We start from the raw sequence: 22,083 nt of genomic DNA on the forward strand, positions 1-22,083 counted from the left end.
CCCAGGCTACCGGGAGCCGGACGCGGATGATCCCGCGCGGTCGTCCGTCGCGGCCCGTTCGCGGGACGGCGCCGGGTGCTTGTCGGAGTCGAGCCAGTTCGTCTGATCGGTCTTGAGGAACTTCGCGTAGACCACGAGCGAGACGGCGATGACGACCGTGGCGTAGCCGATGAACAACGGCACCTGCGAGCTCGCGTTGGCTGCGGTGAACAGCAGGGGCGCCGTTCCTCCGAAGATCGAGTTGGCCATGGCGTACCCGAAGCCGACGCCGAGGGCGCGGATGTAGGTCGGGAAGAGTTCGGCCTTCACGATCGCGTTGATGGACGTGTACCCGGTCAGGATCACGAACGCTCCGATGAGCAGGGCGAAGGCGATCACCGGATCGGTCTGCTGCGGCAGGTAGGTCAGGAAGAACCAGGTGTACAGCACGCCGCCGATGCCGAAGAACACCAGCAGGGCGCGACGTCCGACGCGGTCCGAGATCCAGCCGCCGAGCGGCTGCAGCAGCATGAGCACCGTGAGAGCGATGAGGTTGATCACCGTTCCGGCGACGACGTCGCCGTCCGCGAATGCGTTCTTGACGATGTTCGGCCCGGTCACCGAGTACGTGTAGAAGGCGACGGTGCCGCCCATCGTGATGAGGAAGCACAGCAGAAGCGGGCGCCACTGCACCACGATGAGGTCGCGCATCGAGCCGGCTCGGGTGAACTGCCCGGTGCGCACCGCGTCGAGCGTCTCCTGGCTGAGCGACTCGTCCATGGTGCGGCGCAGCCAGAACACCACGATCGCGGCGAGGCCGCCGATGCCGAACGCGACGCGCCAGCCCCAGTCGCTGATCTGCTCGGGGGTCAAGGTCAGCACCATGACCAGCAGGGTCGTCTGGGCCAGCACGTGCCCGCCGACGAGGGTCACGTAGTGGAAGGACGAGAGGAACCCCCGATGCCCGGGAACCGCCGCCTCCGACATGTACGTCGCGCTGGCCCCGTACTCGCCGCCGGTGGCGAATCCCTGCGCCAGCCGGGCGATCAGCAGGATGACCGCCGCGCCGCCGCCGATCATCGCGGCGGTGGGCGCCAGCGCGATGAGGGCGGAGCACGCCGCCATGACGGTGACCGAGACGGTGAGGGCGAACCGTCGCCCGCGGCGGTCCGCGAGCCGGCCGAAGTACCACGAGCCGAGGGGGCGCATGAGGAACGTCACCGCGAAGATCGCCCAGGCGTACAACGTCGAGTTCTGGTCGTCGGCGCTGAAGAACTGCGATTCGAAGTACGTCAGGAAGACCGAGTAGACGTACACGTCGTACCACTCGACGAGGTTGCCCGCCGAGCCCTTCAGGGTGTTCAGGACGGAGCGCTTGACGCTGCGGGGCCGGTCTGTCGCCGTCGACATGAGCGATTCCTCTCTCTGCGGCGGGCGCGTCGCTGCGGCCGCCGGGATGTTCCGTCACCCAGCATCTCCACGGGACCCCATCGCCGCCCGGATCTTTACGTCGCCTTTACAGCGCCGCGGGGTGACGCCCGTTCCGTCGTACCCTGCAGTATGCGTTTGCTCATCGTCGAGGACGACGACTCGGTCGCCGCCGCCCTCGTCGCGGGCCTGCGGCGGTCCCCGCATTCGGCCACCCGTGTCGCGCGGGCGAGCGACCTGCTGCTCCAGCACCACGACCACGACGTCGTGCTGCTCGATCTCGGGCTGCCCGATCTCGACGGCATCGAGGCGCTGCGGCGTCTTCGTCGCACCTCCGAGGTGCCGCTCATCGTCGTCACCGCCCGCGGCGACGAGGAATCCACTGTGCGCGCCCTGCGTGCCGGCGCCGACGACTACGTCGTCAAGCCCGTCCGCATCCCCGAGCTGCTGGCCCGCGTCGAGGCGGTCGCCCGCCGCCGAGGCGAGACGCCCCGCGTCGACGAGGTGCGCATCGGCGACCTCGCCATCGATCTCGCGGCGCGACGGGTCGCGATGCACGCCGACGAGGTGCACCTGACCGCGACGGAGTTCGAGATGCTCGCCGAGCTCGCACGCTCCGCGGGCCGGGCCGTCAGCCGTCACCGGCTGCTCGACGCCGTGTGGGGCGACGCCTACGCGGCGTCGTCACGGTCGTTCGACGTGCATCTGACGGCGCTGCGTCAGAAGCTGCCGGTGGCGACGATCACCACCATCCGCGGCTACGGCTACCGCCTCGAGACGGAGTCATGAAGACACGGATGCTGGTGGGGTTGCTCCTGCTCGGCGGCATCAGTCTCGTCGCGGTGCTCGTGCCGCTGCTCGGCGCGCTCGCGTCCGCTCGCACCCAGGCTCTCGCCCTGCAGCGCGGAGCTGCGCTGACCGAGATCGTCGAGCTCGCCGCCACGACCGACGAGAGCCGGCCGGTGTCGCTGCAGCGCTACCTCGACCGGTTCTTCGAGGTGCACGGCGAATCGGTGCGGGTGGTCGATGGCACCGGCCGGACCATCGCCGGGGTAGGTGAACTCGTCGACGCGGGCCGGGCGGACCGCATGCTGCTGTCGGCGCGCCGCAACCTGCCGCAGTACGACCTCCCCGTCGTGCTGCCCTGGTCGCCCGAGGCCGCGCCGATCGCGGCCCCTGTACGCCGTTCCTCGGAGGTGGCACGCGGCGCGGCGATGCTCGTCGTGGACGTCGGCGAGGCCCGGGCCGACGTCACACGGTCGTGGGCGATCGCGCTCGGCGCGGCGGTGCTGCTGCTCGCCGCCCTGATCGCCTTCTCGCTCCGCTTCACGGACTGGGTGCTGCGTCCCGTGCGCATCCTCGACGCGGCCGCCACCGATGGGGCGCTCGGCACGGGCGGGCTCGACGCCGTGCCGATCGGACCACCCGAGATCCAGCACCTCTCGGAATCGGTGGCCCGGATGACGCGCGCTCGCGAAGAGGCCCTCGAGCGTCAGCGCGGGCTCGTCGCCGACGTCTCCCATCAGCTGCGCAATCCGCTCAGCGCCATGCGCTACCGGGTCGACGACCTGCTCGCCGACGACCCGACCTCGGAGTCCGTCACCGCCCTCGACACCGACCTCGAGCGGCTGAGCGCCACACTCGACCGGCTGCTGGCGCTGGCCGAGGCCGAGCAGCGGGCGAGTTCGCGCCCCGATCACGGTGCGAGCGCCGCCGAGCACGTGACCTCGGCCGATGCGCTCGTCGCGCTGTTCCGGCAGCGCCGAGATCTCGACGGCCTCCGTCTGGTGTCGGCCACCCGCGACGAGGTGGTGGTCGGATGCCGCCGCAGCGACCTCGAGGACGTCGTGTTCATCCTGCTCGAGAACACCCGGAAGTACGCCGGGGTGAGCCCCACGGCGTCGGTGGCGCTGCGTGCCGAGGGAGACCGGGCGGTGCTGCGCGTGAGCGACGACGGTCCCGGTCTGCCCGACGGAGATCTTCCGCTCGTCGGTCAGCGGTTCTGGCGCGCCGCGGTGCACCGGTCGCTGCCCGGCACCGGCCTGGGTCATGCCGTGCTCGCCGCGATCGTCGACGCCAATCGCGGAACGGTCTCCGTGTCGCGGGGACGCCCGAGCGGCCTGACCGTGACGGTCACGTTCGCGGGTGCGTCGTGGAGCTGACGCGGCGGGCCCTCCTCGGGCTCGGTCTGGGGTCGGTCGCCCTTGCGGCGCTGGCGGGGTGCGGGCAACGGGATGCCGCGCCGGCGCTGCGGCTCGCGTGCGGTGAGCGGGGCGGAACGTACCTGCAGTTCGGCGAGAACTTCCGCGATCGCCTGGATGCTCGACGCCCGGGTGCCGTGCGCGTCGTCGAGACCGAGGGAAGCGCCGACAACGTCGACCTGCTCCGCCGCGGCGACGCCGACCTGGGGCTCTGCCTCGCCGATCTCGCCGCCGAGCGGGCCGACGGGTTGCAGGCGGTCGGCCGGGTGTACCAGAACTACCTGCAGTGCCTCGTGCGCGCCGACTCCGGCCTGACCGACGCGGCACAGCTGGCGGGGCTGACGGTGTCGATCGGTGCTCCGGGGTCGGGCGCGGCGGTGGCCGCTCGGCGCGTGATCGAGTCCGGCGACCCCGGGCGGTGGCCGCGGACCCGGCAGCTCCCGCTGCGCGCCGCCCTCGATGCGCTCGAGGCGCGCGAGCTCGACGCCGTGTTCTTCTCGGGCGGCGTGCCCATTCCCGAACTCGTCGATCGCCCGCCCGCCACCCCGCTGCGCCTGCTCGACCTCGACGAGCCCGCCGACCGGCTCGCGCAGGACTGGCCGGAGTTCTACCGGCCGGTCGAGATCGCCGCGGGTGTCTACCCGGAGCAGGGCGAGGCCCGGACGGTCGGCATCGCGAATCTGCTGCTGGTGCGACCGGATGTCGCGGCCGACGCCGTGCGGCTGCTCGTCGATGTCCTCGTCGACGAGGCGCCGCGGCTGGTGCCGCCGGGAAGCCTCGGCGTGCAGTACCTCACCGAGTCGTCCCTCATCGACACCGCGCCCCTCGAACTGCACCCGGGGGCGCTCGCCGCCTATCGTTCGCGTTACGGCTGACGCGGCGCAGCGTGACGCGCGGCTGCGCGATCCGCGCGATCGGGGTCGTGGGGGACCGGGCGCGCCCTAGGGTGGGGGCGTGTCGTACCCGTCGTCGCTCTCGCAGCCCCAGCCCGGCCAGCCCGGCGCCGTCCCTCCCGCCCCGGCGTCGCCCGCGACGCTGCCGGTGCATGCGCGGCCCGGTGGCTGGGCCGCCCTGTGGGTGATCGCGCTGCTGGTCGTGCTGCTGCTCGGGCTGGTGGCCTACGTCGTCACGTTCCTCGGATGGGTGGCGTCGATCATCGGTGCCGTGCTGGCGCTCCTCCCGCTGCTCGGGGTGCTGTGGGTCGTGCGCATCGTCGACCGGTGGGAGCCTGAGCCGCCGCGCCTGCTCTGGGTGGCCCTGGGCTGGGGGGCGATCGCGTCGGTGGTCATCGCGCTCGGCGTCGACCTGCTGCTCGCGCTCGCGGTCGGGCCGTCCCGCGACCCGCTGGCGTCGGCGATGGCGAGCGTCGTGCAGGCGCCGATCGTCGAAGAGATCGCCAAGGGGCTCGGCATCCTGCTCATTCTGTGGATCGGTCGTCGGTACTTCGACGGTCCCGTCGACGGTGTCGTCTACGGGGCGATGATCGGAGCCGGCTTCGCCTTCACCGAGAACATCCTCTACTTCGCCGACAGTCTCATCTCGGGCGGTTTCGCCCAGGTGACCGTGACGTTCGTGCTGCGCGGCATCCTGTCTCCGTTCGCGCACGTCATGTTCACGGCGGCGACGGGCTTCGCCGTCGGCCTCGCCGTGCGGCGCGGGGCTCGCGGGGGAGCGGTGTTCGCCCCCTGGGCGGGCGGGTTGGCCGTGGCGATCCTGCTGCACGCGCTGTGGAACGGCTCGGCCGCATTCGCGGACTTCTTCGCCCTGTATGTGACCCTCCAGGTGCCGCTGTTCATCGCCTTCGTGTTCGGCATCGTGCTCCTGCGCCGCGAGGAGTCGCGGCTCACCCGCGCGCGCCTGCAGGACTACGCCGCCGCCGGCTGGTTCACCCCCGTCGAGGTCGACCTGCTCGCCACCGGACCGGGTCGGCGCCGCGCGCTCGCCTGGGCGCGGTCGCTGCCCGGCGATCGCACCGAGACGATGCGCGCGTTCATCGCCGAGGCCACGCGGCTCGCCTCGGCGCGGCAGCGCGCGCTCACCGGCCGCGATGACGAGGCCCTCGCCGACGAGCGCGCCCACCTGGCCCGCGCCACGCGCCTGCGGCGGACGCTGCTGCTCTGACGGACTGCGCTGACGCAGGCTCACGAGACGGGCGGAGAAAGACTCAGCGCCCGGTGCCGCGGCGATGCCTGCGTGTCTCCCGGGCGCTGAGTTGGCCTGCATCCATGATCCATCCGGACCCGAGGGCCGTCAAGGGCGGTCGCGTACCGCCGGCTCGCGTTGCACCGGGCGGCGCGCTCGGGTTGGATGGAGCCCATGACTGACGACCGCACCAAGCCCGAGATCGATGCCCCTGAGGGCCCGGCACCCGACGACCTGGTCGTCCGCGACCTGATCGTCGGCGACGGCGCTGAAGCCAAGCCCGGCGACACCGTCACCGTGCACTACGCCGGTGTCGAGTACACCTCGGGCGAAGAGTTCGACTCGTCGTGGAACCGCGGCGAGAGCATCCAGTTCCCGCTGCGCGGCCTCATCCAGGGCTGGCAGGACGGCATCCCGGGCATGAAGGTCGGCGGACGGCGCGAGCTCGTGATCCCCCCGCACCTCGCGTACGGCCCGGCCGGCGGCCACTTCCTCGGCGGCAAGACCCTCATCTTCATCATCGACCTGCTCGCGGTGGGCTGACCCCGCTCCGACGCTCTCCGGGCGGATGTCGCGCACAGCGGCATCCGCCCGTCGTTGTTCGGTCGTCGTTCCGTCGCCGCGAATTTACATTCGCGGGAATACGATGTTCGAGCGGCGCGTTGCCGCCCCCTGTACGCCGGACCCCTCCGGACGCCCTACGAGAAGGACGATCATGACCACCACGACTGACATCCCCGGTTACAAGGCAGGCACCTGGGCGCTCGACGCCTCCCACAGCGAGGTGGGCTTCAGCGTTCGCCACATGATGATCTCGAAGGTCCGCGGCACGTTCGCCGTCGCCGAGGCGACCATCGTCGCCCCCGAGAACCCGCTCGACCTCACGCTCGAGGCGAAGGTCGATGTCGCGTCGATCAACACCAAGGACGAGGGTCGCGACGGCCACCTGCGCAGCGCCGACTTCTTCGACGTCGAGACCTACCCGACCATGACCTTCGTCTCGACCGGTGTGCGCGAGCAGGGCGGCGACTTCCTCGTCGACGGCAACCTCACCATCAAGGACGTCACCAAGCCCGTCACCTTCACGGTCGAGTTCGGCGGCTTCGGCACCGACCCGTGGGGCAACTACAAGGCCGGCGCGACGGCCAAGACGGTCATCAACCGCGAGGAGTTCGGCCTCACCTGGAACGCCGCCCTCGAGACCGGCGGCGTGCTCGTCGGCAAGGACGTCACGATCGAGCTCGATCTGCAGGGTTCGATCCAGGCCTGATCGCCCGGATTCTCTCCGAGGGGCGGATGCTGCGGCATCCGCCCCTCGTTCTGTCTCAGGGCGTCGGGTGGGCCGCGTCGTAGGCGCGGAAGGTCGGGGCGAGGCGCACGAGCAGCGCGACGAGCCCGATGATGACGAAGCCGCCGAGCAGTGGCGGGAACCACAGCGCGGTGACGGTGGCGAGCGTGCCGGCGTACAGCGCTCCCAGTCGGGGTCCGCCCGCCACCACGACGATGAAGAGCCCCTGCAGGCGGCCGCGGATCGCGTCGGGGACAGCCGCCTGCACCATCGTGTTGCGGTAGATGGAGCTGACGTTGTCGGCGGCACCCGATCCGGCGAGGGCGACGGCGGCGAGGACGATGAGCGTGACGTTCGCGGAGTCCTCGCCGATGCGCCCGGGTGCGAAGAACCGCAGGCTGCCGGCCAGCAGGACGCCGCCGAAGAGCGCGATCGACACGCCGTAGGCGATGATGGCGCGTTCGATGCCGCGGCCGTGCAGCGGGTAGCGGGCGATCGGGCCCGAGAAGAGGCTCGAGAAGAACGCGCCCACGGCGATCGCGGCGGTCAGCAGCCCCGTCGTGATCGCGCCCCCGCCCAGCAGGACGGCGCCGATGGCGGGGAAGAGCGCGGTCGGCTGCCCGAACGTCATGGCGATGATGTCGAGGATGAACTGCATCCGGATGTTCCGAGCGCGCTGCAGGAACTGCCAGCCGTCGGCGAGCGAGCGCAGGCCGGGGCGCACGACGGTGCCCTCGGGGCGGATGCTCGGCAGTGACCACAGGCCCAGGAACAGCGCGCTCATCAGCACGAGGTCGATCGTGTACGTCCAGCCGTAGCCCGTGAACGCCACGAGCAGTCCCGCGGCGGCCGGTCCGACCGACACCATGATGCCCATCGTGATGCCCCCCAGTGCGGATGCCGCCGGCAGCAGCTCTCGGGGGATGAGCCGCGGCACGATCGCCTGGCGCGCCGCCATGACGACCGAGTTCGCGGCCGAGTTCACGACGGCGATGGCGTACAGCCAGCCGACGGTCTCGTCACCGGTCCAGGTCAGCACCATCAGCACCGCGGTCGAGGCGAAGGTGATCGAGGCAGCGATCAGCGCGACGCGGCGCCGGTCGAAGGCGTCGGCGAGCATGCCGCCGTAGAGGCCCGCGATGATCATCGGCACGAGGCCCGCGACGGCGATCATCGCGACGGCGAAGGTCGACGCGGTCAGCTCGTACATGTGGAGCATGATCGCGACGATGGTCAGCTGGCCGCCGAGGCCGGCGAGCGTCGAGCCGACCCACATGCGGGCGAACGCGGGCGAGGTGGTCAGCGGCCGGAGGTCGATCAGATGGTCTCGTCGCAGGCGCACCGGACGAGCCTAGAGGACTGGTAGAGTAGAGCGGTTGCCGTTCGATCGGCCGCGGATAAAGAGAGCTCGCACATCAGGTGCCGGGCGCCGCGCAATGAGAAGGAAGGGGATCCCATCTATGGCACTCGAAGCAGACGTCAAGAAGGCGATCATCGAAGAGTACGCGACGCACCCCGGTGACACCGGATCCCCCGAGGTGCAGGTCGCGCTCATGTCGCAGCGCATCAAGGACCTCACCGAGCACCTCAAGATCCACAAGCACGACCACCACTCGCGCCGTGGACTCTTCCTGCTCGTCGGTCAGCGCCGTCGACTGCTCGGCTACCTCCAGGAGCTCGACATCCAGCGTTACCGCAAGCTGATCGAGCGCCTCGGTCTGCGCCGCTAAGGAGCACGACCCGCGCACAATCGCGCGAAACATTCTTGCGAAGGCCGTCCCAGGTGCGGGGCGGCCTTCGGCATTTCCCCGCGACCCGGGCAGTGCGCCGCGCGTCAGGCGCGGGTGGCGAGCAGGTCGGCGTGCCAGCGCTCCGCGACGTCCGGGTGGGCGCGCAGGCGGGACTTCAAAGCGTTCTCGCCGTGCACAGCGTGGATCGGGTTCGACGGGTCGCGCGTGACACCGCGAGCCTGAGCGGCGAGGTCGGCCGGCAGCTCGATGAGCGGGAAGCGCGCGTCGAGCGCGGGGTTGAAGAAGAACGGCACCGAGATGCGGTCGTCGGGGTAACGGGGCGACACCACGCGGTGGTTCGTCGCGATCAGGTAGCCGTCGGTGGCGTACTCGAGCAGCTCGCCGATATTGACGACGAAGGCTCCCGGCACCGGCGGAGCGTCGACCCAGGCGCCGTCGCGCTCGACCTGCAGTCCGCCCTTGCCCGGTTCGACCCACAGCAGCGTCAGCGCTCCCGAGTCCTTGTGCGCGCCCACGCCCTGCGCCGGCGTCGGGTCGTCCTTCCCGGGGTAGCGCACGATCTTCAGCAGCGTCTGCGCCTCACCGAAGTGGTCCTCGAAGTACGACGCGCGGGCACCCAGCGCCTCCGCCCACGCGCGGAGCAGCCGCCGGGCGACCTCGGAGAGGTGGGCGACCCACGCGTCCGTGACCTCTCGCAGCTCGGGCTGCGCCTCGGGCCACAGGTTGGGGCCGATGAGGCGGGCGTAGTCGGGCGCGTCGGGATCGGTGACGGCGGCTCGCTCGGGGCCTATGTCGATCTGTTCGCGCCAGTCGACCCGCCCCTGCGTGCGCTCGCCGCCGACGCGCGTGTACCCGCGGAAGTGCGGGCTGGTGACGTTCTCGATCGCGAGCTTGTCAGCCTCGGGAAGCGCGAAGAAATCACGCGCGACACGATGCAGACGCTGCTCGAGGCCGGCGGGGATGCCGGTGCCGGTCAGGTAGAAGAAGCCGACGTCGTGCGTCGCAGCGCGCAGCTCGTCCTGGAACCGGGCCACGGCCGCCGCATCGCCGTCGAGCTGCGAGAAGTCGAGCACGGGCAGGGAGAGGTCGCTCATGCAGCGAGGCTACGAGCCGTCGGCGGCATCCGCTCGATTGTTGCGGGGGATGACTCCGCCGGGTTCGCGGGGGCGGCGCGACCCCGTCGGATCGTTGCGGTGTCCCTCGCGCGCCGCGAGTCCCCGGTCGGCGAAGATCCATGCCGGGCGGGGCTCGACCAGGGGGCGGAACAGGCGCCGCACCGGGCGGGAGGCGAGGCCCAGCGCGATGCCGAGCGATGCCACCACGACCGCCGGCAGCCACAGCCACGTGGGCTCGGCGTCGCGCAGCACGCCGGACTCGCGGAACGGGTAGAGCACGAACGAGTGCAGCAGGTACACGTACATCGTGTACTGGCCGAGGCGGGTCCAGCCGTGCTCACCGCGGGGCACGAGGGCGAAGAACGCCGCCGTCAGCACCAGGGCGAGCAGGAGCAGCGCGACACGGATGCCGCCGGCCCACCACTCGGTGGTTCCGGCGTCGGCGTAGCTGGCGTCGTAAGACAGCCACCTGCCGAGGTCGACCTCACGCCAGACGTCGATGAAGGCCCAGGCTGCCCACCCGGCGACCGCGAACGTGACCACGGCGGCGGCGAGCGACCAGGCGCTGCGTCGCAGCAGGCGGAAGCGGTCGACGATGTCACGGTCGCGCAACCACCAGCCGAGGACGAAGAGCGGCAGGAAGCCGAAGGTCCGCGACAGCGACAGGGTGGAGTCGATGTTGGGCAGGTATCCCGCCACGATCGAGATCGCGAAGGCCCACAGCAGGGGCCAGCGCAGCAGCGCGAGGTACGGCAGCACGAGGCGGAAGATGCCGAGGGCGAGCAGGAACCACAGCGTCCACGACGGCTGCGTCGGGTTGGGGTTGGCATGCCCCTCGACCACGAACTTCGTGAGGGTCCACAGGCCCTCGAAGATCGCGTAGGGCGCGACGATGTCGGTCAGGATCCGCGCCATCTGCCGCCGCGAGGGCGGGTCGGATTTGGAGAAGTAGCCCGAGATGATCGCGAACGCGGGCATGTGGAAGGCGTAGATGACGAGGTACATCGCCATCGCGATGTCGGAGTCGTACGTCAAGCGCTGCACCGCGTGGCCGAGCACGACCAGCACGATGCACGCGAACCGGGCGTTGTCCCAGAACGGGACCCGGCGCTTCGGGCGCGCTGGCGTCGTTCCGGTTGCGGGATGCGTCATCGTGGATGAAACACTATCCCGCGGGAATACTCCAGGCGCCCCCACGTTCCATGGTTTATATTCATTTGCATGAAACGGATGCCGAGGCGTCCGGGAAGGCGGATCGACGTGAACACGCACACGAGCGACAACACCAGCTGGCCGGGGATGCAGTTCGGCATCTTCACCGTGAGCGACATCACGGCCGACCCCACCACCGGCCACACCCCGAGCGAGGCCGAGAAGATCCAGGCGGCGGTGACCATCGCCAAGCACGCGGAAGAGGTCGGCCTCGACGTCTACGCGATCGGCGAGCACCACAACCCGCCGTTCTGGTCGTCGTCGCCGACCACGACGCTGGCCTACATCGCGGCGCAGACCGAGCGCCTCATCCTCTCGACGGCCACGACCCTCATCACGACGAACGACCCGGTGAAGATCGCCGAGGACTACGCGATGCTGCAGCACCTCTCGGGCGGCCGCGTCGACCTCATCATGGGCCGCGGCAACACCGGCCCCGTCTACCCGTGGTTCGGCAAGGACATCCGCCAGGGACTACCGCTCGCGATCGAGAACTACGCGCTGCTGCACAAGCTGTGGCGTGAGGACGTCGTCGACTGGGAAGGCAAGTTCCGCACGCCCCTGCAGGGCTTCACCTCGACGCCCCGTCCGCTCGACGGCGTCGCGCCCTTCGTCTGGCACGGTTCGATCCGCACGCCCGAGATCGCCGAGCAGGCGGCCTACTACGGCGACGGGTTCTTCGCGAACAACATCTTCTGGCCGAAGGAGCACTACCAGCGCCTCATCGACCTGTACCGCCAGCGCTTCGCGCACTACGGCCACGGCACGCCCGAGCAGGCGATCGTCGGCCTCGGCGGCCAGGTGTTCATGAGCGCCAACTCGCAGGACGCCGTGCGGCAGTTCCGCCCGTACTTCGACAACGCCCCCGTCTACGGTCACGGACCTTCGCTCGAGGATTTCAGCGAGATGACCCCGCTCACCGTGGGCTCGCCGCAGCAGGTCATCGACCGCTACGCCGCCATGCGCGAGACGTTCGGCGATTACCAGCGTCAGCTGTTCCTCATCGACCACGCGGGGCTGCCGCTGAAGACGGTGCTCGAACAGCTCGACATCCTCGGCGGCGAGGTCGTGCCGGTGCTGCGCAAGGAGCTCGCTCAGGGGCGCGGCCCCGAGGTGCCCGATGCCCCGACGCACGCCGCACGTGTCCGCGCCGTGTACGGCGACGGTCCTGCGCGTGAGGCGCGTCCCCGCGCCAACCGCGGCGACAACCTCAGCGGTCCCTCGCCCTACCAGGACGCTCCGGCTCCCGCCGGCGCCGCCTTCGGTGTGGGGGCGGGACGATGAGCGCGCGGCGCATCGCGGTCGTCTCGGCCGGTCTGTCGAACCCGTCGTCCACACGCATGCTCGCCGATCGGCTCGCCACGGCGACGATCGCCGAGCTCGCGGCATCCGACGTCACCGCGACGGCCGATGTCATCGAGCTGCGGGACCTGGCGCACGACATCACGAACAACCTGCTGACCGGCTTCGCGCCGCCCGCGCTGGAGTCGGCGATCAACTCGGTCGTCTCGGCGGATGCGTTGATCGCCGTGACGCCGATCTTCTCGACGAGCTACTCCGGGTTGTTCAAGTCGTTCATCGACGTGCTCGACCCCGACTCGCTCACCGGCAAGCCGGTGCTCATCGGGGCGAACGCGGGCACGGCACGGCATTCGCTGGCCATCGACTACGCCATCCGACCGCTGTTCGCGTACCTGCACGCGGCCCCGGTCTCGACCGGTGTGTTCGCCGCCTCGAGCGACTGGGGCAGCAAGGCCGACGACGTCGCGCCGCTGAGCGCACGCGTCGACCGCGGTGCCCGCGAGCTGGCGGCGGCGGTCATCGCCCGCGCGCCCCAGACCGGCACCGACCCGTTCGACCCGTCGACCTACCTCGGTGACGGCAAGTCGTTCGGTCACCTGCTCGGCGGTCTCGCGGGCGAGTGACCCGCGGTCTCAGGCCAGCACGACCTGCGAGAGCGACGCGAGCGGCATCCACTGCGGTGTCCGCAGCGTCGCTCTCGCCACGTCGGCGGCGACGAGCGGCCCGAGGTCGACGTCCGCGAGCGCGGCGATGTCGGCGATCGGCACCTGGAACGTTCGGAACCCCGCGAGCGGCGGGACGGCGGCGGGCAGGAGCATCGCGGTCTGATCGAGCACGAAGCCGGCAGCCGCGAGCCGCGGCGACGCGCCCGGTTCCGCCGCATCCCAGGCGGCGACCTTCCAGAAGCGTCGGGGGATGAGGATGCCGCGGTACCTCGGGTCGTCGGGGGCGAGCACCGGTGCGGAGAAGACGCTCACGCGCAGGCCGCTCGCCTCGGCGTAGGCGAGCACGTGATCCTCCAGTCCGACCCACAGCTCGGGCGACTGGTTGAAGTCGGCGGCCTGCGGTGCGGCGTTCGGGTACGCGAAGGTCGCCTCGGTGGCGGTGCGCGCCTGCTCCGCGGTACCCCAGCCGGGGTCGCGGCGGCGGACGAGGTGGCCGCGGTCGTAGTCGTTGTCGCGGTACAGCTCGTTGCCGGCCTGCTCGTCGGCGGGGACGCGGGAGTCGAGGTACCAGTCGCCCGAGCGCGCGACATCGCGCAGCGACGAGCCGTCGATGTTGACCCCCGTCGAGACGGCGAGGCGCCGCGCCGGGTCGAGCAGCACGCTGAAGTGCGGGTAGGAGAGATCCCGCAGCGGACGATCGTCGGTGGGCCGGGGAAGGGGCACCTCGCTCCGGAGGAAGTCGGGCTGGTAGCCGTCGTGCGATGTCATCGATCCTCCGCGGTGGTCGGTCGGGGGGTGTCCGGGTCGGTGTCGTCCGCGCCGCGGGCGGCACGGCCTCGTGCGACGCGCGCCGACAGCACGTCGATCACGACACCGAGCGCGAGCGCGACCGCGATCGACGCCAGCACTGCCAGCAGCGGCGCGTCGGGCAGCAGCGCCCCGATCGCCGCGCCGATCACCGCCTGGTAGGACGCCCAGGCTGTGGCCGCAACCGCGGCGATGGGCAGGAACCGTCGCGCGGGCACCCGCGTGGCGCCGGCGGTCAGGTTCACCGCGAGCCGGGCGAACGGGATGAACCGCGCGGTGAAGACGACGGTTGCCGTGCCGCGGGTGAGCCGTCGCCGCGCCCAGTCGAACGCGCGCTGGACGCGGGTGTCGCGCATCCAGCGCCACCGTCCGAGGCCGACTCGACGCCCGATCGCGAAGCACAGCGCGTCGCCGCAGAAGGCCGCGAGAGCGGCGACCCCGATCACCGCCGCGAGCGGGGGAGAGCCGGTCGCGGTCGACAGCGCCCCGGCCGCCGTCACGGCGATCTCGCCGGGGACGACCACGACGACCGCGTCGGCGAGCACGAGCGCGAACATGACGACCAGCGTCCACGGGCCCTCCGAGATCGCGGTCAACAGATCGGCGGGCACGACAGCATGCCTAACAGCCGGGGGTGAACGGTGCGGGAACGACGACGGTCAGGCGACCGCGAGGTGACCGGCGATCGATGACTGCGTGAACACTCCGCGTTCGGGCCGGTTCCCCGGCGCCGGGCGCCGACCGCGGGGGCACCCTGGTCGTGTGAGAGTCGCGGTGGTCACCGAGTCGTTCCTGCCCCACATGAACGGGGTCACCGGTTCCGTGCTCCAGGTGCTCGAGCATCTCGAGCGGCGTGGACACGAAGCCTTCGTCGTCGCCCCCGGCGCCGGCCGCGAGCACCCGCTCGCGATACCCGGCCGCTCGGTGCCGTCGCTGCCGCTGCCGCGCTACCCGGCGGTGCGCGTCGCCGCGCCTCCCGTGGCCTCGATCAGCCGCGCGCTGCGTGCGTTCCGCCCCGACGTGGTCCACCTCGCGTCGCCGTTCGTCCTCGGCTGGCAGGGGCTTCTCGCCGCTGAAGGAATGAGCGTGCCGAGCGTCGCGATCTACCAGACCGACGTCGTCGCCTACACCGAGCGCTACGGCCTGCCGCACGCGACCGCGCTCGCCGCCGCACACGTGCGTCGGCTGCACCGGCGGGCGACCCTCACCCTCGCCCCCTCCGAGGCGGCACGCGGTCAGCTCGAACGCCTCGGCGTCGATCGCGTCTCGATCTGGGGACGCGGCGTGGACGGCATCCGCTTCGCCCCGCACCGCCGCGACGAGGACTGGCGCGCGCGCGTCGTCCCCGGGACCGCCCGGGGCGAGGTCATCGTCGGATACGTCGGCCGGCTCGCGCCCGAGAAGCAGGTCGAAGACCTGGCCGTGCTCGGCTCGCTCGAGGGCGTTCGCCTGGTCATCGTCGGTGACGGCCCGGCCCGTCCCACGCTCGAGCGGCTGCTGCCGGATGCCGTGTTCCTCGGCCACCTGCAGGGCGACGAGCTCGCCACGGCGATGGCGAGTTTCGACGTCTTCGTGCATCCCGGTGAGAGCGAGACGTTCGGCCAGACGATCCAGGAGGCGCAGGCGAGCGGGGTGCCGGTGGTCGCCACCGGGCGCGGCGGTCCGCTCGACCTGGTGCGCAACAGCATCGACGGCTGGCTGTACCGGCCCGGAGACGCCGCCGATCTGCGCGCGCGCGTCGCCGACCTCGCCGGGGATGCCGCGAAGCGCCGGGCTTTCGCGGACGCCGCCCGTTCGGCGGTCGCAGGCCGCACGTGGGAGAGCCTCGGCGACGCGCTGCTGTCGCACTACGATCGCGCCGGGGCGCTGCACGGCATCGATCGCGGCGCACGCGTGCGCGTGTGGCCGCGCCCTGACCCGGCTCCCGTGAGCAGCGCCCCGCCGCTGTGGCGCCGGTACGTCGCCCTCGGCGATTCGATCACCGAAGGGCTCTGCGACACGTCGCGGGTGCCGGATGGCGCCTACCGCGGCTGGGCCGATCGTCTGGCACAGTTGCTGGCGCTCGCCGCCCCGCGTGCCGGAGGGCAGGCGGGGGCGTTCCAGTACGCGAACCTCGCCGTGCGGAGCCGGCGCGTGCGGCACCTCGTCGACGAACAGGTGCCGGCCTGTCTGGCGCTCCGCCCCGACCTCGTCTCGGTGCTCATCGGGGCGAACGACCTCGTGCGCGGCCGGGTGGACGTGGCGGCGGTCGCGGACGAGGTCGAGATCGCCGTCCGGCGCCTGCGCGACTCCGGCGCCGATGTGCTGCTGGGCACCGTCTTCCTTCCCGATCGTGCGGCGGCGGGCGTGCTCGCGCGCCGGTTCGCCTCCTTCAACGCGCGGCTGCGCACGATCGCCGCGGCGACCGGGGCGATCCTGCTCGACCTCGAGGCGGTTCCCGAGCTCGGCCGCGTCGAGCTGTGGGCCGACGACAGAGTCCACCTGCGCTCGCGCGGACACCGACTCGTCGCGTACCGTGCGGCCGAAGCGCTCGGCGTCCCCGATGCCGAGGCGCTCGCCGACCTCGACGAGGCGCTGCACCTCGACGAAGACCTGCCCGTCGCGGGAACCTGGCTGCGGCGGGACGTCCTGCCCTGGATGTGGCGTCGGCTGCGCGGACGCACCGCCGGCGACGGCATCGCGGCGAAGCAGCCGTTCTACCTGCGGATCGGCCCGTCCGACCGGCGACGGTCGTCGCTGTCGCAGTGACCGCGGCGGTGCGCTACGGCAGGGGGCGCGTGGGGCGCCGGGCTCAGTCGCGCCAGCGATACTCGGTCTCGGGGCGGCCCGGGGTGCCGTAGCGCTGCGCGCGTTCGGCGCGGCCGCCGTCGGCGAGGTGCTCGAGGTAGCGGCGGGCGGCGACGCGCGACAGCCCGAGCGATGCGGCGGCCTCACGGGCCGAGAGCACCCCGGCGGAGCGCAGGGCGGCGGTCACCCGCTCGAGCGTCTCGGGCGCCAACCCCTTCGGCACCGGGGCTGTGACCGGCCGCAGCGCGCCGAGCATGGCGTCGATCTCGGCCTGCGTCGCCGCGCCCGTGGTCTCGCTCGCCCGTTCGCGATATCGCGCGTACTGCGTCATCCGCTCCTGGAACATCGCGAACGTGAACGGCTTGACGAGGTAGTGCATCGCCCCGAGTCCGACCGCCTGGCGCACGACGTCGGCGTCGCGCACCGACGTGATCGCGATGACGTCGACGGTGCGGGCGCGGGCGCGCAGGTGCCGCAGCACGTCGAGTCCGGAGCCGTCCGGCATCGTCATGTCGAGCAGCACGAGGTCGATCTCGGGCGCCCGTGGGCCGTCGAGCAACGCGCTGAGCGCGGACCGCGCGCCCGCGCATTCGCCCACGACCTGGAACCCCTCGAGTCCTTCGACGTAGTGGCGGTGCAGGTCGAGGGTGAGGGCTTCGTCATCGACGAGCAGCACGCCGATCATGCGTTCCTCCGGGGCAGGACGACGCGGAACGTCGTGGGTTCGGGTGCGAAGGCGAGTGAGCCGCCCGCGTCATCGACGATGGCCGACACGAGCGCGAGCCCGACGCCGCGTCCCTCGGCGCCCGCGGGCTTGGTCGAGAACCCGTGCTCGAAGATGCGCCGCTCGAGCTCGGGCGGCACACCCGCTCCCGAGTCGGAGACACTGATCTCGAGCTCGTCGTCCGTCGTCCGCGTCATCCGCACCTCCACCCATCGTGGTTCGGAGCCGCTCGCGGCGGCGTCGAGGGCGTTGTCGATCAGGTTCCCCACCACCGACACCGCGTCGACGGGGGTGAGGACCGAGCGCGGAGCGTCAGGCTCGATGTGCGAGCGCCACCGGATGCCGCGCTCCTTCGCCTGCGACGCTTTGCCCAGCAGCAGCGCGCCGACGGTCGGGTCGCCGTCGCGGCGTGCGGCCACCTGATCGACGAGCACCTGGCTCTGGCGCGACGTCTCGGCGAGGATCTCGATCGCCTCGGCCGTGCGACCGAGCTCGAGCAGCGCGATGGCGGTGTGCATGCGGTTCCCGTGCTCGTGGGTCTGCGCCCGCAGCGCCTCGCCGAGCGTGCGCAGCGACTCGAACGACGACACCGCGTCGCGGATCGCCCCCGCCGGCAGGTCGCCGGTGACCTGGCGAGTGGCGCGGCGGGCGACGACGGCGCCGACGAGGCCGGCGACGAGCAGGGCCGCGGCGATGCCGGCGACCACAAGCAGACGAGGGCCGAGGGTTGCGGTGATGCTGCCGATCGTGACGCCGACCGACACCCAGCCGACGATCCGGTCGTTCCGCTCGACCGGGACGATCGTGCGCACCGAAGGGCCGAGCGTGCCGGTGAACTCCTCGGTGAGCGCTGCCGGTTCCGCGGGGATCGAGCCGAGATACGGTTCGCCGATCCGCTCGCGGTCGCGGTGCGTGATGCGGATGCCGTCCGGGTCCATGATCGTGACGAAGTCCACGCGCGCGTCGACGATGACCTGTTCGACCTGCGGTTGCAGCAGCGCGGATGCGGCCGCGGCGTCGTCGTCGGCGAGGGCGTCGGCGACCTGCGCGGTGTCGGCGACGGTCTGCGCGACGGCCTGCGTGACCCGCTCGGCCTGCGCACGGGCGGTGCGTTGCCCGTCGACGATCAGGATGCCGGCGATCGCGAGGCTGAGCACGGCCACGGCGACCGTGACGGCCACGAACACGAGTGACGCCGCGCTGCGGCTGCGTCTGGGCGCCATCGCCCCTCCCTCTCTCGCGTCGTCGCGGGTGCGCTGCTCGCGCTCCGCGACCAATACGACCACAAATCGGACGCGGACGAGAACCGGCGGAAGCTGAGGGGGACCGACAGAGGCGTCGGCCACGGACAACGACTGTTCACCTGGAGAAGACCATGGCTCTCACATCATCCTTCCGCCTTCCGGGCTACAACTTCCGCCGAGGCAAGCAGGCCTGGGACAAGCACACCTGGCTGTACGTCTCGGTGATCCTCGCCGTCGTGCTCGGCGCCGTCGTCGGTCTGCTGTGGCCGACGTTCGCGGTCGGGCTCGAGCCGCTCGGCAAGGGCTTCGTCAGCCTCATCAAGATGATGATCGCCCCGATCATCTTCTGCACGATCGTCGTCGGCGTCGGTTCGATCGCCAAGGCGGCCACGGTGGGCCGGATCGGCGGCCTGGCCCTGCTGTACTTCATGGTCATGTCGACCTTCGCCCTCGCGATCGGGCTGGTGGTGGGCAACATCATCCACCCCGGCGAGGGTCTGAACATGCAGAGCGCCACCTACGACGCCGGCACCGCAGCCGAGGCGAAGTCGACGACGGACTTCATCCTCGGCATCATCCCGACGACGTTCTTCTCGGCCTTCACGGGCGAGAGCGTGCTGCAGGTGCTGTTCATCGCGCTGCTGGTCGGGTTCGCGCTGCAGGGGCTCGGCAAGAAGGGCGAGCCGATCATGAACGCCGTGAAGTACCTGCAGACGCTCGTCTTCCGCATCCTCGGCATGATCCTGTGGCTCGCGCCCATCGGAGCCTTCGGCGCCATCGCGGCGGTGGTCGGCAAGACGGGTGTCGCAGCCATCGTGAGCCTGGGCGTGCTGATGATCGCGTTCTACATCACCTGCATCATCTTCATCGTCGCGGTGCTCGGCAGCATCCTGTACGCCGTCGCCCGGGTCAACATCTTCAGCCTCATGAAGTACCTCGCGCGGGAGTACCTGCTGATCGTCGGCACCTCGTCGAGCGAGTCGGCACTGCCGCGACTGATTGCGAAGATGGAGCACCTGGGTGTGTCGAAGCCCGTCGTGGGCATCACGGTTCCCACCGGCTACTCGTTCAACCTGGACGGCACGGCGATCTACCTCACGATGGCGTCGCTGTTCATCGCCGCGGGCATGGGTGCGCCGATGTCGATCCCGGAGCAGATCGGGCTGCTCGTGTTCATGATCATCGCGTCGAAGGGCGCCGCGGGCGTCACCGGCGCAGGCCTCGCGACGCTGGCCGGTGGTCTGCAGGCCTACCGTCCCGACCTCGTCAACGGCGTCGGCGTGATCGTCGGCATCGACCGGTTCATGTCGGAGGGCCGCGCGCTGACGAACTTCACCGGCAACGCCGTCGCCACCGTCCTCATCGGAACCTGGACGCGCGAGTTCAACCGCGAGCAGGCGCGTGCCGTGCTCAGCGGACAGCACCCCTTCGACGAGTCGACACTGACGGGCCACGGACACGACGGGATGTCGGACGACACCGGCGCCGTCAACACCCAGGGCCTCGAGGAAGCGGCGCTCACCGAAGCCACCGCCAAGGAGGAGCGCGCCCGCCAGCGCCGCGCAGCCGCAAGCCGCTGAGTCGCTGAGTCGCTGAGCGGCAGAGTCGCTGAGCGGCAGAGGCGCTGAGTCGCAGGCTCGCTGAGCCGCTAGGCCGCTAGGCCGCTCGACGGTCGCGGGTCCGAGGAATCGGATGCCGCGGCCGTCGGCTTTCTGCGCGCGGAGGATCGCCGACCCGCGGCGTCGAACCGAAGCTCAGAACGGTGGTGGCGATTCGGCGGGAACCCGCGGGACTCCCGGTTGCCTCATCGTCCGCGGCGGATCGGCCGCGATCGTGAACGCGACCACGGGCGGGGGTGCGTCTTCGCGGTAGACCCTCCCGGTGGGCGAGGTCCACACGAGCCTTCCGCCGTGCAGCTGTCTCACGCGCCATCGAGTGTGGTGTTTGACGTCGTGGGGTCGTTTGCAGAGGTGGGCGAGGTTGCCGACGTGCGTGGGTCCGCCGTCGGAGGCGGCGTGGGTGTGGTCGATTTCGCAGCGGATGGCGGGTTGCCGGCATCCGGGGAACCGGCAGTGCCGGTCTCTTGCTCGCAGCAGCCGGCGCATGGCGGCGGTGGGTTGGTACGTGTCGCATTCCAGGACGGTTCCGGTGACGGGGTGGGTGAGGAGCCGGTCCCAGGCGGTGTTGTCGCCGGCGAGTTCGCGGGCGGTGGCTGCGTCGATGGGGGAGCGGCCCACGAGCTCGGCCGGCCCGTCGTCCTCACCGGTCAGGGTGAGCGCGGACACGACGACCTGCACCTTCGCGCGGATCGCCCCGAGCCCACCGTTTCCGTCGTCGTCGGCCGGGGGGTCGAGCGCGGGCGTTCCCGCGAGCAGCAGATCGGCGAACACGTCGGCACGAACCTGGTCGATGCTGCGGGTATCCGCCGCGAACGACGAGCCGTTAGGTGCGTCGGCGTCGGCGTCGGCGTCTGCGTCTGCGTCTGCGTCGGCTTCGGCTTCGGCGGCCGCGTCGCCCGCGTCCGCTCCCGCCGCATCCGCCCGCGGGCGGGCGTCGATGATCTCCCGTGCCTGTCGAGTCAGCCGGTCGACGACGCCCTCGGCGATCACGGTGGGCAGTGTCGCGATGAGGTCGGACATCCCGTCCGGCCCCGGCTGCACGCGCACGCACCGCCCCGCCGCGGCGGCCTCGTGCCGCTCCGTGAACGACCGCGGATGCAACCTCTCCGCCACGTGCACCAGGGCATCCCGCACGCGGTTGGGCGTCTCACCCTCGCACCGCTCGATCGCGACCCGCTCGAACTCTCCGCGCACCTCGGCCGGCACGACGCACCCCGTGTCTTGGATGACCCGGACATGCCCCCGCGTGATGCGCCCGGCCTCCCAGGCATCCATCGTCGCGGGGTAGTTGTCGACGAGGTCTCGCGCTTCGTCGATGCGTCGTTGCAGCGTCCGGTCGGTCGTGACGAAGACTCCCGCGAGCTCGGCTGCGATGCTCCGCAGTGCCATCTCGCGGGCCTTGACCCGCTCGTCCGCCCTCGCCGCCTGCTGCTCCGCCAGCCGCCCCGCCGCGGCGAGCACGCGCACCTCGCGGATCTGCACGGCGCGCGCGGCATCCGTGACACCCGCGGCGTCGGCGACGAGCTCCGTGAGCGCGGCGATGTCCGCGTCGCTCCCGATCCCGCTACCGACCCGGTTATTCGAAGACATGTTCGAATGATGTCATGGACCTCCGACATCGGCCTCGGCCCGGGCCGTGCCACGATCCGGTGGCCGCTGGCCCGCGGCCTCGCCACATGCCGCGATGCTGGTGCTCCCTGCCTGAGCCGGCAACACGCGTCGTTCGCACCGCCCGTCGTTCCCACCGCCCGTCGTTCGCACCGCCCGTCGTTCGCACCGCCCGTCGTTCGCACCGCCCGTCGTTCGCACCGCCCGTCGT

The 22,083-nt window shown here is 71.4% G+C and carries 20 protein-coding genes; 11 read left to right on the plus strand and 9 right to left on the minus strand.

Going from position 1 to position 22,083, the window contains the following annotated elements; all coding sequences use genetic code 11:
* Positions 1 to 6: 6 nt before the first annotated feature.
* Positions 7 to 1,389 carry an MFS transporter gene (locus PUW82_RS06600; RefSeq protein WP_274221488.1) on the minus strand — a complete coding sequence of 461 codons (1,383 nt, stop codon included), beginning with the start codon at positions 1,387 to 1,389 and terminating at the stop codon, positions 7 to 9.
* A 150-nt stretch (positions 1,390 to 1,539) separates the two neighbouring features.
* Between PUW82_RS06600 and PUW82_RS06605 the strand changes: the two genes are divergently transcribed.
* The 6 genes from PUW82_RS06605 to PUW82_RS06630 all read left to right on the plus strand — a co-directional run bounded on the left by PUW82_RS06605 (position 1,540) and on the right by PUW82_RS06630 (position 7,020).
* On the plus strand, positions 1,540 to 2,196 hold the full coding sequence (locus PUW82_RS06605; RefSeq protein ID WP_274221489.1) for a response regulator transcription factor: 657 nt from the start codon (positions 1,540 to 1,542) through the stop codon (positions 2,194 to 2,196).
* Positions 2,193 to 3,569 (plus strand): sensor histidine kinase, encoded by a 1,377-nt coding sequence (locus tag PUW82_RS06610; protein WP_274221490.1) that lies wholly within the window; start codon positions 2,193 to 2,195, stop codon positions 3,567 to 3,569. The genes PUW82_RS06605 and PUW82_RS06610 overlap by 4 nt, the downstream gene beginning before the upstream one ends.
* Positions 3,560 to 4,483, plus strand: coding sequence for a TAXI family TRAP transporter solute-binding subunit (locus PUW82_RS06615; protein WP_274221491.1), 924 nt, complete (start codon positions 3,560 to 3,562; stop codon positions 4,481 to 4,483). The genes PUW82_RS06610 and PUW82_RS06615 overlap by 10 nt, the downstream gene beginning before the upstream one ends.
* A gap of 79 nt (positions 4,484 to 4,562) precedes the next feature.
* Positions 4,563 to 5,729: a PrsW family intramembrane metalloprotease gene (locus PUW82_RS06620; protein ID WP_274221492.1), complete on the plus strand. Its 1,167-nt coding sequence runs from the start codon at positions 4,563 to 4,565 to the stop codon at positions 5,727 to 5,729.
* A gap of 195 nt (positions 5,730 to 5,924) precedes the next feature.
* Positions 5,925 to 6,293, plus strand: coding sequence for an FKBP-type peptidyl-prolyl cis-trans isomerase (locus PUW82_RS06625; RefSeq protein WP_274221493.1), 369 nt, complete (start codon positions 5,925 to 5,927; stop codon positions 6,291 to 6,293).
* A gap of 172 nt (positions 6,294 to 6,465) precedes the next feature.
* Positions 6,466 to 7,020, plus strand: coding sequence for a YceI family protein (locus PUW82_RS06630; RefSeq protein ID WP_274221494.1), 555 nt, complete (start codon positions 6,466 to 6,468; stop codon positions 7,018 to 7,020).
* Between the two features lie 55 nt (positions 7,021 to 7,075).
* Here the strand turns inward: PUW82_RS06630 and PUW82_RS06635 are convergent, their stop codons facing one another.
* Complete coding sequence (locus PUW82_RS06635; protein WP_274221760.1) at positions 7,076 to 8,374, minus strand: MFS transporter; 1,299 nt, start codon at positions 8,372 to 8,374, stop codon at positions 7,076 to 7,078.
* A gap of 124 nt (positions 8,375 to 8,498) precedes the next feature.
* On the opposite strand from PUW82_RS06635, the gene rpsO reads away from it, so the two are divergent.
* Positions 8,499 to 8,768 carry a 30S ribosomal protein S15 gene (gene rpsO, locus PUW82_RS06640; protein ID WP_210007343.1) on the plus strand — a complete coding sequence of 90 codons (270 nt, stop codon included), beginning with the start codon at positions 8,499 to 8,501 and terminating at the stop codon, positions 8,766 to 8,768.
* Between the two features lie 104 nt (positions 8,769 to 8,872).
* On the opposite strand, the gene PUW82_RS06645 is transcribed toward rpsO, so the two are convergent.
* Positions 8,873 to 9,883: an isopenicillin N synthase family dioxygenase gene (locus PUW82_RS06645; RefSeq protein WP_274221495.1), complete on the minus strand. Its 1,011-nt coding sequence runs from the start codon at positions 9,881 to 9,883 to the stop codon at positions 8,873 to 8,875.
* Between the two features lie 9 nt (positions 9,884 to 9,892).
* A complete protein-coding gene (locus PUW82_RS06650) occupies positions 9,893 to 11,056 on the minus strand; it encodes an acyltransferase family protein (protein WP_274221496.1) in 1,164 nt (387 codons plus the stop codon).
* A 147-nt stretch (positions 11,057 to 11,203) separates the two neighbouring features.
* Between PUW82_RS06650 and PUW82_RS06655 the strand changes: the two genes are divergently transcribed.
* The gene (locus PUW82_RS06655; protein ID WP_274221761.1) at positions 11,204 to 12,400 is read left to right on the plus strand and encodes an LLM class flavin-dependent oxidoreductase; all 1,197 of its coding nucleotides are present in this window, start codon (positions 11,204 to 11,206) and stop codon (positions 12,398 to 12,400) included.
* On the plus strand, positions 12,397 to 13,041 hold the full coding sequence (locus PUW82_RS06660) for an FMN reductase (protein ID WP_274221497.1): 645 nt from the start codon (positions 12,397 to 12,399) through the stop codon (positions 13,039 to 13,041). The genes PUW82_RS06655 and PUW82_RS06660 overlap by 4 nt, the downstream gene beginning before the upstream one ends.
* A gap of 9 nt (positions 13,042 to 13,050) precedes the next feature.
* On the opposite strand, the gene PUW82_RS06665 is transcribed toward PUW82_RS06660, so the two are convergent.
* On the minus strand, positions 13,051 to 13,851 hold the full coding sequence (locus tag PUW82_RS06665) for a DNA/RNA non-specific endonuclease (protein WP_274221498.1): 801 nt from the start codon (positions 13,849 to 13,851) through the stop codon (positions 13,051 to 13,053).
* Entirely contained in the window at positions 13,848 to 14,501 is a 654-nt protein-coding gene (locus tag PUW82_RS06670) for a DedA family protein (protein WP_274221499.1), read from the minus strand. Before PUW82_RS06670 ends, PUW82_RS06665 begins: the two co-directional genes overlap by 4 nt.
* 151 nt (positions 14,502 to 14,652) lie before the next feature.
* Here PUW82_RS06670 and PUW82_RS06675 point away from each other — a divergent pair, with 151 nt between their 5' ends.
* Positions 14,653 to 16,638 carry a GDSL-type esterase/lipase family protein gene (locus PUW82_RS06675; protein ID WP_274221500.1) on the plus strand — a complete coding sequence of 662 codons (1,986 nt, stop codon included), beginning with the start codon at positions 14,653 to 14,655 and terminating at the stop codon, positions 16,636 to 16,638.
* Positions 16,639 to 16,681: 43 nt separating this feature from the next.
* Here PUW82_RS06675 and PUW82_RS06680 read toward each other — a convergent pair whose 3' ends face one another.
* Both PUW82_RS06680 and PUW82_RS06685 read right to left on the minus strand, forming a co-directional pair.
* Positions 16,682 to 17,362 (minus strand): response regulator, encoded by a 681-nt coding sequence (locus tag PUW82_RS06680; RefSeq protein WP_274221501.1) that lies wholly within the window; start codon positions 17,360 to 17,362, stop codon positions 16,682 to 16,684.
* Positions 17,359 to 18,624 carry a sensor histidine kinase gene (locus tag PUW82_RS06685; protein WP_274221502.1) on the minus strand — a complete coding sequence of 422 codons (1,266 nt, stop codon included), beginning with the start codon at positions 18,622 to 18,624 and terminating at the stop codon, positions 17,359 to 17,361. Before PUW82_RS06685 ends, PUW82_RS06680 begins: the two co-directional genes overlap by 4 nt.
* A gap of 152 nt (positions 18,625 to 18,776) precedes the next feature.
* Here PUW82_RS06685 and PUW82_RS06690 point away from each other — a divergent pair, with 152 nt between their 5' ends.
* Complete coding sequence (locus tag PUW82_RS06690) at positions 18,777 to 20,225, plus strand: cation:dicarboxylate symporter family transporter (RefSeq protein ID WP_274221503.1); 1,449 nt, start codon at positions 18,777 to 18,779, stop codon at positions 20,223 to 20,225.
* Between the two features lie 174 nt (positions 20,226 to 20,399).
* On the opposite strand, the gene PUW82_RS06695 is transcribed toward PUW82_RS06690, so the two are convergent.
* Positions 20,400 to 21,854 (minus strand): HNH endonuclease signature motif containing protein, encoded by a 1,455-nt coding sequence (locus PUW82_RS06695; protein ID WP_274221504.1) that lies wholly within the window; start codon positions 21,852 to 21,854, stop codon positions 20,400 to 20,402.
* Between the last annotated feature and the right edge of the window lie 229 nt (positions 21,855 to 22,083).

Origin of the sequence: Microbacterium thalli (assembly GCF_028737325.1) — a bacterium.
Taxonomy (GTDB): Bacteria; Actinomycetota; Actinomycetes; order Actinomycetales; family Microbacteriaceae; genus Microbacterium; species Microbacterium thalli.